Origin of the sequence: Snodgrassella sp. B3088 (assembly GCF_026535815.1) — a bacterium.
GTDB classification, from domain to species: domain Bacteria; phylum Pseudomonadota; class Gammaproteobacteria; order Burkholderiales; family Neisseriaceae; genus Snodgrassella; species Snodgrassella alvi_E.
The window spans coordinates 206,996-222,122 of the sequence record NZ_JAFNPG010000002.1 but is presented as its reverse complement, the minus strand read 5'-3'; the positions used below and the strand labels follow the sequence as shown (position 1 = coordinate 222,122).

At 41.4% G+C, this 15,127-nt stretch carries 11 protein-coding genes; 4 read left to right on the top strand and 7 right to left on the bottom strand.

Annotation, left to right across the window (positions count from 1 at the left end):
- Positions 1–79: 79 nt before the first annotated feature.
- The 4 genes from J3U75_RS01395 to J3U75_RS01380 all read right to left on the bottom strand — a co-directional run bounded on the left by J3U75_RS01395 (position 80) and on the right by J3U75_RS01380 (position 5,476).
- Positions 80–1,450 (bottom strand): NarK family nitrate/nitrite MFS transporter, encoded by a 1,371-nt coding sequence (locus tag J3U75_RS01395; protein ID WP_267390167.1) that lies wholly within the window; start codon positions 1,448–1,450, stop codon positions 80–82.
- Positions 1,451–1,462: 12 nt separating this feature from the next.
- Complete coding sequence (locus J3U75_RS01390; RefSeq protein WP_267390166.1) at positions 1,463–2,686, bottom strand: MFS transporter; 1,224 nt, start codon at positions 2,684–2,686, stop codon at positions 1,463–1,465.
- A 186-nt stretch (positions 2,687–2,872) separates the two neighbouring features.
- The gene (locus J3U75_RS01385; protein WP_100140038.1) at positions 2,873–3,526 is read right to left on the bottom strand and encodes a response regulator; all 654 of its coding nucleotides are present in this window, start codon (positions 3,524–3,526) and stop codon (positions 2,873–2,875) included.
- A gap of 18 nt (positions 3,527–3,544) precedes the next feature.
- Positions 3,545–5,476 (bottom strand): histidine kinase, encoded by a 1,932-nt coding sequence (locus J3U75_RS01380; protein WP_267390165.1) that lies wholly within the window; start codon positions 5,474–5,476, stop codon positions 3,545–3,547.
- 562 nt (positions 5,477–6,038) lie between these two features.
- On the opposite strand from J3U75_RS01380, the gene J3U75_RS01375 reads away from it, so the two are divergent.
- Both J3U75_RS01375 and J3U75_RS01370 read left to right on the top strand, forming a co-directional pair.
- Positions 6,039–6,503: a type VI secretion system amidase effector protein Tae4 gene (locus J3U75_RS01375; RefSeq protein WP_100140036.1), complete on the top strand. Its 465-nt coding sequence runs from the start codon at positions 6,039–6,041 to the stop codon at positions 6,501–6,503.
- Complete coding sequence (locus J3U75_RS01370; RefSeq protein WP_267390164.1) at positions 6,488–6,850, top strand: T6SS amidase immunity protein Tai4 family protein; 363 nt, start codon at positions 6,488–6,490, stop codon at positions 6,848–6,850. Before J3U75_RS01375 ends, J3U75_RS01370 begins: the two co-directional genes overlap by 16 nt.
- Before the next feature lie 558 nt (positions 6,851–7,408).
- Here J3U75_RS01370 and J3U75_RS01365 read toward each other — a convergent pair.
- From J3U75_RS01365 to panC, 3 genes are all read right to left on the bottom strand, one after another.
- Positions 7,409–7,786 carry a DUF805 domain-containing protein gene (locus tag J3U75_RS01365; protein ID WP_100140033.1) on the bottom strand — a complete coding sequence of 126 codons (378 nt, stop codon included), beginning with the start codon at positions 7,784–7,786 and terminating at the stop codon, positions 7,409–7,411.
- A 576-nt stretch (positions 7,787–8,362) separates the two neighbouring features.
- Entirely contained in the window at positions 8,363–12,004 is a 3,642-nt protein-coding gene (locus tag J3U75_RS01360; RefSeq protein WP_267390162.1) for a DNA translocase FtsK, read from the bottom strand.
- Between the two features lie 51 nt (positions 12,005–12,055).
- Positions 12,056–12,898 (bottom strand): pantoate--beta-alanine ligase, encoded by an 843-nt coding sequence (panC, locus tag J3U75_RS01355; RefSeq protein ID WP_267390160.1) that lies wholly within the window; start codon positions 12,896–12,898, stop codon positions 12,056–12,058.
- Positions 12,899–13,141: 243 nt separating this feature from the next.
- Here panC and J3U75_RS01350 point away from each other — a divergent pair, with 243 nt between their 5' ends.
- Both J3U75_RS01350 and J3U75_RS01345 read left to right on the top strand, forming a co-directional pair.
- Entirely contained in the window at positions 13,142–13,933 is a 792-nt protein-coding gene (locus tag J3U75_RS01350; RefSeq protein ID WP_100140235.1) for a basic amino acid ABC transporter substrate-binding protein, read from the top strand.
- A gap of 187 nt (positions 13,934–14,120) precedes the next feature.
- The gene (locus J3U75_RS01345) at positions 14,121–15,122 is read left to right on the top strand and encodes a 2Fe-2S iron-sulfur cluster-binding protein (protein WP_267390159.1); all 1,002 of its coding nucleotides are present in this window, start codon (positions 14,121–14,123) and stop codon (positions 15,120–15,122) included.
- Positions 15,123–15,127 lie beyond the last annotated feature (5 nt).

Genomic DNA, 15,127 nt, shown 5'->3' with positions numbered 1-15,127 from the left:
GCCTCAGCCCCTAACAGTTTCTTATTGATTTATAATTTTTAAGCGCTATCGTCCGCGACCACAGCGCCATAACAGCAAACTAGCAGCGCGTTACTGATTGCTTACGCACATAAAACCAGTAATTAATCAGCAGACAGCTCACATAGAAAACAATAAAGCCCCACAATGCCATCGAAACACTGCCAGTAACCTCAATCGAAGAACCGAAACTTTTTGGAATTAGAAAACCACCATACGCGCCGATGGCACCCATAAAGCCCAGCACCGTGGCTGATTCTTTAGTAGCATGCAATTCCGCACTCTTAACATCACCCTGATGCAAGTGACGGTGAAACAACGAAAAAATCCGTGGTGCCTGCGCATAAGTCGAACCATTACCAATACCACTGAACGCAAACAACAGCATAAAACTACAAAAGAAACCAACAAAATTGCCAGAATTGCTACCCATCGGCTGGCACACCAGTACCCCGATTACCCCGACAATCATCATGGCATAGCTGATTTCAGTTAATTTTGCTGCCGACATCCGGTCAGACAGCCAGCCACCGACTACACGCAGTATCGCGCCAACAAACGGACCCAGAAATGCTAGCTTAATGGCATCAATATGCGGAAAAGAACGGCTAATCAACAACGGAAAAGCAGCTGAAAAACCAATAAACGAACCAAACGTACCCACATACAGCCAGCACAAAATCCAATTGTGCAAACGTTTGAAAATAATTGACTGTTCTTTTAAAGAAGAATGCAGGCTACCAATATCATCCATACCAAACCAAGCTGCCAACGTACTGAGTACGATAAATGGCACCCAGATAAAGCCGGCATTTTGTAACCACACCTGCGTTGTACCCTGTGGCGTCGTAATAGTTTGTGCATCACCACCCAGTGTTCCAAACAGGCAGGTCGTAATCGCCAGTGGCACCGCTATCTGCACAGCAGATACCCCTAGATTACCTAGACCGGCATTAATACCCATGGCCTGACCTTTTTCCGCTTTCGGAAAAAACAGACTGATATTGGACATCGAAGAGCTAAAATTTGCCCCGCCGAAACCACACAACAGTGCCAGCACAAACATCGTACTGTATGAAGTATTAGGATTCTGTACAGCAAAACCCAAACCTAATGCAGGAATCAGTAAGCTGGCAGTGGAAATCGTTGTCCACTTGCGTCCGCCGAAAATCGGAATCACAAAAGAATAGAAAATTCGTAACGTGGCACCCGAAAGAGCAGGCAGCGCAGCTAGCCAAAACAGCTCGTTACTGCTGAACTTAAACCCCACAAGTGGCAGTTTCACCACTGTCACACTCCAAACCTGCCAGATAGCAAACGCCAGCAACAAAGCAGGAACAGATATCCATAGATTTCTGCGAGCCACCGTACGGCCTTTGCTTTGCCAAAACTGACTGTCCTCTGGACGCCACTCTTTTAAAATTTTACCCATATCAACCTCAGATTATTGATGCTTCTGATTTTTCAGAGAAAAATGCATCCAGATTAAGCTAATACACACGGTACCAAACATCAGCATAAATGAGCTGGAACGAACACCAGTCCAGTCCACCAACACACCGAACATAATCGGTAGCAGAAAACCACCTAGCCCACCAGCCAAACCGACCACACCAGAGACAGTGCCCATATCTTCCGGAAACTCATCAGAGATAAACTTAAATACAGATGCCTTACCTATCGCCAAAGCCACACCCACAACAAATAGCAAAATCGTAAATACCGTAGCATTCAAACCAATATGCATATCAAGATGACCGCTTACCGTACGGATAGACATCTGCGTCTGCGGATAAGACAACAGAAAAAATGCAATCCAGCAAACCCACATCACAGCCCAAGTCACTTTATAGGCACCGTATTTATCCGACAACCAGCCTCCGAAAGCACGCAACACTCCTCCTGGCAAAGAAAAACACGCAGCCAGTAAAGCAGCTTGTGTGAGTGAAAAGTGATATTCACCAACGTAATAACTCACCATCCACAAAGAAATACCCACATAACCGCCAAATACCACAGAATAGAGTTGACTATATTTCAATACTTGAGGATTTTTCATCAGCAATAGCTGTGCTTTCAGACTAGGCTGTTTGGCATTGGCTAATTTCGGTTCTGGATAACTGAAAAACCAGAAAAGCAAAGTAATCACCAATAAAATTACTGCATATACCCGCGGTACTGCCTGCCAGCCATAAGCAGTAATCAAAACCGGTGCCAGAAACTTATTCAGCGCTGCGCCCGCATTGCCTGCGCCAAAAATACCCATGGCAAGACCCTGCCGATCCTTACGAAACCACTTTGCCACATAAGGTGTACCAACAGAAAAAGAACCGCCTACAAGACCCAGCCACAATGCAATCCACAAAAACTGGCTGTATGTATGCGCATATTCCAGCAGCCATACAGCAGGTACACACACCAGCATTAAAAGAAAAAATACAATCCGGCCACCAAAACGATCTGCCCAAATACCCAACGGCACTCGAATAAGCGAACCAGACAACACCGGCATTGCAGTTAGCAAACCAAACTCAGTTTCATTTAAATGCAGCTGTTGTTTAATCGGCAAACCAAGTACAGCAAATACCATCCAAATCATGAAGCAAATAACAAAAGCAATCGTACTGGACGTCAGCACTGTTACCGACTTTCTGACTTCAGAATTCATCTTGCACTTCCCCCAAAAAAATTTATCCTAGTGTACGTAATCCCTCTTTCATATCCCATTAGTCATCAGATGCAGAATCGATACTTCAAAAGAACAACCATATATAAGCAAACTGGCCTATTGACAAAATCAATAGACCAGTTCAAAACGCAAAATTAAAAAAATTACACAGCTACTATCCCATCACTATTTATCCAAACCGTGTTCAACAGCATAAACTGCTGCTTGAACTCGGCTCCCAAGATTAAGCTTGCGCAAAATGTTCTGCATATGAACTTTTACTGTACTTTCAGTCACTTCCAGATTACGCGCAATAAGCTTATTACTGTTACCACGTGCCAGCCAGCGTAAAATCTCCCGTTCCCGTGGCGTTAGCGGTTCCTTCAACTCATGATTTACAGGTTCCTTCCGCCTAAGCTGCGTCACCAACTTACTGGTCATTTCGGGTGAAAGCACACTGTCACCATTGATCGCTTTTTCGATACTATCGAGCAGAAATTCTGTATCAATATTTTTAAGCAGATAACCCCGTGCACCTAGGCGCATACATTCCACTAAATCACCACCGTCTTCAGATACAGTGAGCATCAGCACCACTTGTTGAGGATTATGGCTCATCATTTGCGGCAGTGCCTCTAACCCACGCATCACAGGCATATCTAAGTCCAGCAACACAGCATCAGGTTGTAACTGCTGTTGCATTTTTACCCCTTCCAGCCCATCAGTAGCCTCACCCACTACCTCAAAACGCTCACAGCTATCAATTAAAGCACGCAAGCCACGCCGAAAAAGCGTATGGTCATCCACAATCAGAATCCGGTACTTTTTTTCATTAGCCATCTTTATTTCCCAAAAGAATTACTCCTGAGTATGGATATACTGACGTGGTACCATCAGCTCCACACATGCTCCACCCCCCACCCGTGCAGAAATTTTCAACTTTCCATTAATTTTAGCGGAGCGCTCTTTCATTATATGTATACCCACATGTCCTTGCTGCTCCTTCTGCAGGAGTGTATCTTCAGCAAAACCAACACCATCATCCTCAATTTTCAGATTCAGCCGGTCTGCCATATATGCCAAACGTACTTCAACAGCATCTGCATGAGCATGTTTACGCACATTTGACAAAGCCTCCTGCACAATAAACACTACCTGTAACTGCACCTCTGGTTCAACTTCATAAACATCACCTTCAACAGACCAATCCACAGCAATATCAGTTTGTTGTTCAAATCGCTTCATTACTCCTTGCAATGAGCTAATCAGCCCTTCCGTTACCAGCCTAACACGAAAATTCGATAACAATTCGCGTACATCATCATAACATTGCTGAATGCCCTCATTAATAAATTCAAGAGTCTGTGCAGCCTGTTGTTTTTTATGCTCACCTAACGCTTTTTCCAGCACCTGCACCTGAATATTCAGAAATGAAAGCGACTGAGCAATACTGTCATGCAAACCCTGTGCCATCAGATTACGTTCTTCCAGAATAGCCATCTGTTTGTCCAACTCATTTAGACGCATACTTTCAATAGCAATCCCAAACTGACTACACACAGTAGAAATCAAGCGCTGATTTTCTGCACTCAACGCAAAGGGCACTTTAGCAAACAGATGCAGCATACCAATTTCATCATCCACAGACTTCACCGCAAAGGTTAAACAAAAAGGCAAAACCTGTCTTATCTGGCAGAAACGATTACGCTCATCAAAAATAGCCAATGATTCAGTTTCAACTACCGGCACAGATTGCAACATTTGAGCACATCGCCCACCATCACAGCGATAATCTCTGAATCTATCCACCTGCTCTTCTGTCAGCCCATCAGATCCAGCCAGCTCAAGCCTCTGAGAATGCCGATTTTTCAACTGCACCACACATGCATCTGCACTACTAAACACCTTCATTTTATGCATAAACACCTGTACAAGCACTGATAACTCATGCTGTTCTTGAAACAATGATGTCATAGCATACAAAACAGCCAAATCCTGATTACGCTTTACTAGCGCCTGTGTTTGTTCCGCTACCCGATTTTCCAGCGTGTCATAAACCTCATTTAGTTTGGCAGCCATCAAGTTAAAGCCTTGCGCTACCCTACCAAATTCATTAGCTGTGCCCACTTGCAAGCGCGTATCAAAACGGCCTTTACCAATCTGACTAATACCCTGATTCAAACGGAGTAACGGCGCGATAACCAAATGGTGCAGTAACAGAAGAGAAACAATTGCAGAAAAAATAGCCATCAACAGCACAAGTACCTGTAACCAGCGCAATAACTGAATATTATGAGTATTATCCTGCTCAATCAGCAGTACCAGACGATCAATCACCGCAGTAAATTCACGAGCTTCAGCCAAAAATGCCGCATCGCTCAGATGTCCATTTAAATAAGCATTACGGTCACCAAGAAAATCCTGTAACTGCTCCTCAATCTTTACTACTTGATCAAGAAGCTGCTGATGCCGCCGTCCATTAACAAAACCGGTTTCATGCAAATCATGCAAATGCGTCAGAATTTCTTCAAACTGACGTTGCTCCTGCTCAAACTGCTGCTCCGCTCCTGGTGTTTTCGTTACCAACACCATATAAAACACCCGTTTACGCAAACTCCCAGCTTCATTTATTGCCATACCCAGCTCTTCAAGCCGCCAAGACGTATTCAGCGACAACCCTACTAAACTGGTAGCCAAAAACAGCCACACAGCAATAAGCACCACTAATACTTTAGAAAGCTTCTGCCCACGTAAAAACCAACGGTCAAATTTTTGCCACAAACTTTTCATATCACCCTTGCCAATAACAGAAGGCACAGTAACTTAAACTATAACTATATTATTATTTTAAATTTAAAATCCCATAACATCATTGCGAGCATCAAATAAATTATTCAGATTATAAAGCACCAACTATCATACTATTGCCCTATTCTATTATTTTTAAATACTGAAAAAAATTAAAACATGACAAAGCATGAAAACACTAGAAACCAAGTTAATCACATTTAAGGTTTAAATATTTACATCGTCAGTATTTCCAAAATAAAAAAATAAGGTGTTAACAACATTAACATTTTTAGTTTATTGACACATAAAGACATATTCCCTATTTTTGCCCAGAAATTTTTGATCGATATGGACAATTTAATTTACCGTCTTCTGTAAGAAACAATATAAGAAGATAAGAAAAATAACTTGGAGCAAATTGTTTTAAATCAGTTAGCTTTACAAAATCCTATTTTAATTTATTTTATATTTAAGATAGACAATGCCAGCATATACACTTTATAATCATTATTAACAAATTCAGTAATTTACTTTACCTGTATTTTCTTAATAAGAGGATGAAATGGCAAAACCTGACTTCAAAACTATGTGGACAAATTTTCAGTACGTTAATGTACCCGTTAAAGAAGTAGGGAAAAAAATTGGAGGTAAAGTTCAACAAAATATTGATTCAGAAATTTTCCAGAATGCTTGTGCAATACGAATGAGCTATGCATTAAATTATTCAGGTTTTCCTATCAATCGAGATTCAAGATGGAGCACATCTTCCGGTGCCGACAAAAAATGGTATATATTTAAAGTTACTGATCTAATTCGATTTTTAGAATGTAATTTTGGTAAACCAGACATTATTACCAAATCTACTACGAATATGAGTCAATTTAATGGAGTGAAAGGTCTATTAGTATTTAATGTTTCTATTTGGTCGGATGCGTCGGGTCATGCCACATTATGGGATGGAAGCAAATGTTCTGACCACTGCTATTTTGACGATGCAAATGAGGTGAAAATGTGGAAATTAAAGTAAAACTAATTTTTAGTCTAATAGTAATTTCGATTTCTTCTGCATTCGCACAGGCGCGCTCTCCGCTAAAAAATGATTTGGAAAATTTTACCCTGAGTTATTGTCTAGCTCAGAGTGAAAGCGGAGACATTATGCAGCGGGAGGCAAAAGCGGCTGTAGGCGCCTATGTTGAACTTGGTCGCTATCCTGCTGAAGCTTATGAAGAAGCAGCACTGGTTGCACGCAATTACTCAAAGCGTCCTTATAAAAGTTATCAAGAAGGCGTACAGCTAATATTAATGAAATGCATAGATGCTTCACAAAGCAAAGAAATAAAATCAATTAAAAAACGTTTTTCTCAGAGAAAATAATTTTTTACTGAAAATTATTATATAGATGAAGCAAAATTCCAGTTTTCAGATTATTCATTTTACAGATAATTGAACAATTTTAGTCGTATTTATATAACCTTAATTATCAGGTTTATCCCATCTTAATTAGGCATAAACGAATATACCTTTTCAACACGTGGTAGATGTAAACGTTTCCAACTTTCACAATAAAATAAATTTTTTTGTGTATTAGTTTGTGATCTAAAACAAATTATAATTATTTAAATACAGTTAATATATTTTCAGTATATCATTAATATTTTGTACTAATTATTCATAATTCTATAAATATCTACAAAATAAAAAAAAATGGATTAATGACTATCAATTCAGTTTCTAACTCTTCAAAAAAGATTATTAATAAATTTGATACCAGTAAATATATCGCAAAAGAATACAGGCTTCGGCAGCTATCTATTTCATAAAACCTAAGCTGCCGAATCAAGATAATCAAACAATTTCGAAGTAAACAATAAAGTGTCTCATAAAGAATTTATTGCTATTTATCTGCCAAATAAACGTATATCGTAAATCTGCTTAAAACATTCTCTGTTCAAATCGATTCGGTTTACCTGGCAATAACATAAGAATAATAAACCAGATTTGACCAATAATCGGTATCAGAGTAATCAAAATCCACCAACCCGAGCGATCAGTATCATGCAAGCGCCTAAACTGTAATGATAAAGTAGCAATCCATACTACAAATCCAATTACCAAAACTACAAAATTAACTGTCCAGTCACCCCATGTATAAATATCATTAATCGGATGGCCAAGCATTTTTTCAAGTACATACATCAGCAACATACCCAGTACATAGTTGATAACAATCGGCCACCAATAATCAGCACGGTTAGAAGTTCCAGAAAAATTAAAAATGTTGTGCCAGAAACGTTTATAAGACTCAATCATAAATCTATCTCCTAATAATAACCCGTATATATTTACACACTTAAAGACATAAATTTTTATTTCATAAATAGCCAAATTCATCTTAAAACTTATTTTTTTTTACTTCAAACCGTTTAATAATCAAAACAATTAATTACAAAATTTATTTTTCTTATAAAACCTTACGTAAATATTGAGTGTTTTAGCTTTTACCTTTTTAATTGATACAATATTTAATTACTTATCAGCAATATTTTGCACTTTCATCTACTATTTATTTTATTAAACATTGCTGACAAAGCAATACCAAGTAAAACAGCCAAAAATGATTTAATAAAATTTGCCTGTTTATTGATTTTTTTCAAAATAACTGTTCATTAAAACAACAGAATCACAACATATTAATTAAATCTATACATATAAATACGCTGTTTTAACCATAGCTCTAGAATAATATTAATCAGACAAACTAGTTAATAAATATATAGATATCATATTAATAATATAATAACTTATAGACTTAATTGACTAATCAACTCATAAATAAAAAACCGCATACATAAAGTACACGGTTTGAATAAACGATATTTAGAATAACTAATCATCTAGATGGTTATTTTGCGGAGCAAGTACAGTACGATTCCCATTTCCTTCTGCAGCAGAAACAATTCCCTCTGACTCCATTTGTTCCACCAACCGAGCTGCACGGTTGTATCCAATACGCAGCTGACGTTGTACCGAAGAAATACTCGCTTTTCGAGTTTTTACCACCAGTGCCACTGCTTCATCATAAAGAGGATCCAACTCTTCTTCACTATTGCGTGGTGACGCATTGCTAAACATATCATCATCACTGACACCGGCCGTTAAAATATCATCGATATATTTCGGCTCACCAAACTGTTTCAGATAATGCACCACACGATGCACTTCTTCATCAGCCACAAATGCCCCATGCACCCGTTCTGGATATGCTGTACCGGGAGGTAAAAACAGCATATCACCCTGTCCCAGCAGATTCTCAGCACCCATCTGGTCAAGAATGGTTCGGCTATCCACTTTGCTGGATACCTGAAAGGCAATTCGTGTAGGAATATTGGCTTTAATTAGGCCAGTAATTACATCTACACTCGGCCTCTGTGTCGCTAGTATCAAATGGATACCGGCCGCCCGAGCTTTCTGCGCCAAACGGGCAATCAGTTCCTCGATTTTCTTGCCTGCCGTCATCATCAGATCAGCAAATTCATCTACCACAACCACAATATAAGGCAGCTTTTCTAATGGTTCTGGGTCGTCGCGATTCAGCGAAAACGGATTAAATAGCTTTTTATTTTGCGCTGCTAGCTCAGCAATTTTCTGATTGAAACCGGCCAAATTACGCACACCAGCATGGCTCATCAACCGGTAACGTTTCTCCATTTCATTTACACACCACGTTAACGCATTCGCCGCTAACTTCATATCCGTCACTACTGGTGCCAATAAATGCGGTATACCTTCATAAATGCTTAATTCCAGCATTTTAGGGTCTATCATAATGAGACGCACATCTTCCGGAGTAGCTTTAAACAGCATCGACAGAATCATTGCATTAACACCCACTGATTTACCCGATCCAGTGGTACCCGCTACCAATAAATGTGGAGCTTTGGCCAAATCGGTCACCACCGGCTGTCCAGTAATACCCTGACCCAACGCCAGCGTCAGTTTAGAACGTGATTGCTGAAATACCGGAGCCGAGAATATCTCACTCAACCGAATAATCTGCCGTTTCGGATTAGGAAGTTCCAACCCCATACAGGTTTTACCCGGAATAGTCTCAACCACACGTATAGATGCAAAGCCCAGACTGCGCGCCAAATCCTTTTCTAAGTTTACAACCTGACTGCCACGCACACCCTGAGCCGGTTCAATTTCATAGCGGGTGATAACCGGACCAGCAAAAGCATCTATTACTCGTACCTTAACTTTGAATTCAGCCAGTTTTTCTTCAATGGTAATCCCATTTTCAAGTAAGGTTTCTTCACTCTGGCGTGCAGCAGGGTCATAATGCGGCGGCAATAATAAATCCATACCCGGAAGCAAAGGTTTTAAAGACGGAGCTGGTATTGATTTTTGAGGTGCAGTCTGATGCAGTGCCTTTCGTAATGCCATGCCGATTGCTGTTTGTGAATCGGATGCAGGAGAATTTATTTGCTTTGTAGGCAGCGGTTGTTGATTCAAACGGGTAACCACACTCACGCTTCTAACTTCTGGCTCTGTTTCAGATAGACTTTTTTGCACCTGTACCGGCACTAAATCTGGAGTTGTTTCAGACTCATTAACGCTGGAAGCATCTGACAACCAATAATCATAAACTTTTGAATCAGTATTTTCTTCTTCCGCTGCGGCCTGCTCAGAATTAAAAGATGATACTTCTTTCTGTTCTTCAGAATCGTTGAAATACGGGTCTTCAGTGGCCAGCACAGGATTTTCAACCACATCCGCTTCTTTGCTGCTTTCCTCATCGGTGTAGGAAACAACTGCATCATGGGTAGGGTTTAAATCACTAAAAGAGGTCGCATTTGCATAGCCATTACTACTTATACCTGACACAGGTGGTGGTATATCCGGCGCATACGGAAATTGATTTCCTACAGAGGGATCAGCATCATGCATAATGCTGTCACGATGTTCGTCCTCATCAAATACTGAAGAGTTGTAATCATCATCTACAGTAAAAGAATCATCCGCTGATGGTACCGCAACTACTGGCGCAGCAGCCATGGCTGCCGGCATCAGCTGAAAAGGTGTAAAACGTGTAGATAGTGGTGTATGTTCACTGCCTGCCACTCCTGTATAGGGGCTTACGGCCGACATATCAGCTACTGGAGTAGTCATCCGCACAGCATGGCGCTTACCAATTCGAGCAGCCGCCGGAATCACACTTTCGCGTACTACAGGCCGCTGAAATTTCTGCTTATTTAAAGGTGAATCGGTTTTAGCCAGATTAGCGTAAATTTCATCTTCCGCAATAACCGGTACACTATAGCCAGAATTAGCATGAGTGAACGTTTCCTGATGGCGCTGACGAGCCAATCTCTGGCGCAACAAATTTAAACGGATATCTTCTTCATTTATGACATGAACCCCATTGTGTTCACTACGCTGTCTAGGTTCGTGATGAGCGTGAGCAGAAAGGGAGTTTGCTGCATGTGCCAGATGCGAAGGAACGCCAACTGAGTTTCCCAATTTGCGCTGAGTAGCCTGCTGTAAATCATTTAAATCGAAATTTTTCAGCGCCCGAGCCTTGAGCAAAGCGGCTTGTTCAGCCTTAGTATGCAAGCGAACTCTGTTTAACGCCGGATCATCAGGAGTAATTTCTCTGGCATGCCTATTCTGCTGTTTTTGGCTATTTACTGGCTTATGCTGCCAGTTAATCTGTATCACCTCTAGCGCCGGAGCAGATTCAGCTACCGCATCCGTTAGAGGATGAGTAGCTACCTTACGTGTAGCTTCTGCTAATGTGATAACTTCCAGTTTTTTCTTCTGATTAAATACCACCGCTGGCTCAGCCACTTCTTCACTGCTTACCAAAATTTTTTCTGTAGTGGACTCTTCTTCCGTATCTGCTATCAGTTCCTTATCAGTGTAGGAGACATCAACCACTTTTGGTTCAGACTCAGTTTTATTTTCGGCGGAAGATTGCATTTCCTGTGTTGAGAAAGAATCTGCTATCGGCAACTGTGTTTTGTTTGCTTCCGGCATCTCTTCAGCAGTTTTTGCCTTCGACTGTAGATATTCTTTATCTAGCGTAGCAGGATAAGGCGTTTCGGTTTTTAAAGGTTTCGGGCTTGCCTCAGTTACAGTAATCTGTCGGGCTAGAGGATGTTTTATGGGCAGCTGAGGCTTGCTCGCTACAGAATCCATTGCATCAAGCTCAGCTTGTACATTCTGCTCTGATGTTGCTGACGCAATTTCCGCCGGTGCTGCTGGTACTTTCTGTAAAGAATGTTGTGATTCTGCTGACGATTGTACTTTCTGTTGCTGCTGACTACGCCGCACTGCTAATTTTCTCACTATACTTTTCAGCAATGATACAGGAGCCGGAGCTGGAGACGACACTTTACTGTGCTTTAAATGCTCTTCATAGCGGGTTAAATAGGTCATTTCCAGCTGCCATTTACGCTCTTCAATATTGCGCCACCAGAGTAATGCGCCTATAGCCATAATTAACAGTAATAATACAATCCACCACATACGTATTCACGCTGCCTTTTGGTTAAAATCCGGTTTACAGACTCTTTTATTTTATTCGTGCTCCAACTGCACTTCTAAATTATCAATTAGACGTGTCGTCCCCAGTATAGCAGCCGCAACAATTACCAGATTTTTATCAGAAATCTGAGCTTTTGTCAGCGTTTGTGCGTGTCTGACTTCAATATAATCCACTTCCCAGCCATGCTGTTGCAAATAGGTTGCTGCACTATTTTCTAAAGCAGCAAATTGCCGATTTCCTCTTCGCATTGCTTCAGCCATAGTCCTCAACTGCGCCGATAGCTGCGCTGCCTGTTCACGTTGTTCAATTGTCAGATAGCCATTACGGCTAGACAAAGCCAAACCACTATCAGCACGCTCAATTTCAACCGGAATAATGTCAATATCCATATTCAGATCCTGCACCATTCCCTTTATTACCGCCAGTTGTTGATAATCCTTTTTACCAAAACACGCCACATCCGGCTGCACAATATTAAAGAGCTTTGTCACAATTGTGGCCACACCTCGAAAATGGCCAGGACGACTACGGCCGCAGAGCTCATTCTGAATAGCCGGCGGTTCAACAAAATATTGCTGCGTTCCATTTGGATACAATTCAGTTTCTGACGGCGCAAACACCACATCAGCACCGGCCTCAGTCAGCTTTTCCACATCCTCAGCCAATGTCCGCGGGTATAGCTCAAAATCTTCGCCCACTCCAAACTGAATGCGATTAACAAATATGCTCACCACTACCGCATCAGCGTGTGCTTTGGCAGTACGCACCAAAGCCAGATGACCGGCATGCAAGTTTCCCATTGTCGGCACCAGAGCCACCCTTTTCACTTGCTTGCGCCATGAACGCAGTTCAGTAATGGTATGAAATATATGCATTATTTATCCTGTTAGACTTAATCAAATTACACCAGCACAAAATTATGTAAAGTCATGTCTCCATGAAAGCGGGATTATAGCACCGCTAAGCAGTATCACAGTGTACGGATAAAGCTTGTTTCAACAGTGAAATATGTTACTATCAAGCCATACATGGCGATAAGGATGCATATTTTGAATTGCAAACCATTGTATGGTAAGCAGCCTTCAGCCAATAATTTCAATAGAATTCAGGGAGTGTATATGAAAATCAAATACTGGCTGACCGCTGTAGCCGCGTGTTCTGCACTGATACTATCTGCCTGTGGTGGCAGCAACAGCAATTCTGCTTCTGCACCTGCTCAGTCCGGTGCAGATAAAACCTATATAGTTGGCACCAATGCCGAATTTGCACCTTTTGAATCCCGCACAGCCGATGGTTCGCTCACCGGTTTTGATATTGATTTGCTCAATGCCATGGCCAAAGCTGGCAATTTCAAAGTACAGTTTAAAGATCAGCCATGGGATGGACTATTTGCCAGCCTCAATAACGGCGATCTAGACATTGTGGCTTCCGGTGTGACCATCACTGATGAGCGTAAACAAAGTATGCTATTTAGTGACCCGTATTTTGATATTTCTATGATGGTACTTACACCAAAAGCCAAAACATTCCATTCGCTGGCTGAATTAAATAATATGCATCGTGTAGCCGTAGCCACAGGCCAAACTGGTGATTTGGCAGTACAAAAAGTATTGGGTGCGCAAAGCACAAAAATTGCCCGTTTTGACAGCGTGCCCCTAGCCATCAAAGAGCTTGAAAATGGTGGTGTAGAAGCCATGGTATCCGATGGTGCCGTAATCAGTAATTATGTTAAAGCCAACGGTGCTGATAAATTCACCATTAATAAGGTACCTGAATTCGGTGTTGACCATTACGGCTTTGTGGTTCGCAAAGGCGATACAGCCACTGTGGAGAAACTGAATGATGCACTTAAAAAAATCCGCGCTAGTGGCGAATATGACAAAATATATGCAAAATACTTTTCCAACTAAAATTTAATTTGCATTCAGAAGAAAAACAGCCCGTTATCCTAAATAGCGGGCTGAACTGTATGTGTCAACATTCTGGCCAAAGCCATATCTACTTTAGTTTCCATTTTTTCAAAACGCATCTGCACATTTGGCTTTTATTTCACAGCGTTCTAAAATAGCCAACTCGTTAAAATAAGCTAAAACTAAAATGAGTTATCAAATAACGGTTTTACCAGCTGGTGAAACTTTTCAGGCACCAGAGGGAACATCACTGCTACAGGCAGCAATCGATCAGGGGATCATGCTGCCGCATGCGTGTAAAAGCGGCTGCTGCGGAGCGTGCAAAGCTCAGCTAGTCAAGGGTCAAACTACTGAAATCAACCCACAGTCTGCCCTGAACAGTAATGACACAAATCAGCAGGATATATTACTGTGCTGCCAAAGTGCCAAAACAGACCTAACTCTATATTTGCCCAACTATAATGGCCATTCAGCACAACCAGTACAAACGCTGACTGCACGAATTGAAGATATTCGCTATTGTGGCCATACTGCCATCCTATCGCTGAAGCTGGCACAGCGAAAACCATTTCATTTCACTGCCGGCCAATATATCGATATTGTGCTATCCGAGAATCAGCGCCGTAGTTATTCGATAGCGGGTTTTGACACAAACCGCCGGCAGTTAATTATCCATGTACGACGTCACCATGGTGGCGTCTTTTCCGAACAACTCTTTGATGGCCGCTTGCGCCCGAAAGACATTCTGCATTTTCACGGGCCACTGGGCAATTTTCAGTTAAACCGTCAGCAAAAACCACTTATTATGTTGGCCTCCGGTACCGGTATTGCACCGATTGAAGCCATGTTGGAAACACTGAATCAACAGCAATTTCAACTACCGGTATCAATCTACTGGGGTATGGCAGCAGAAGAAAAATTGTATGATGCTGCCGTGCTGGATAAGCTTTGTTCTGAGTTAGCACAGGCACAGTGGTCAGCTGTATTGTCGCATCCATCGGCATTATGGAAAGGTGCACGTGGCTATGTTCAACATGCGGCACTGGCTGCTCATCCAGATATGAGTAAATATGAAGTGTATGCATGCGGCCATCCGCAAATGATACATCAGGCCAAAAATTTATTTACAAATCAGGCTGGATTGCCTGAAGACGCATTTTTTGCTGATAACTTCACCCCAGCTGTCTGAGTGAT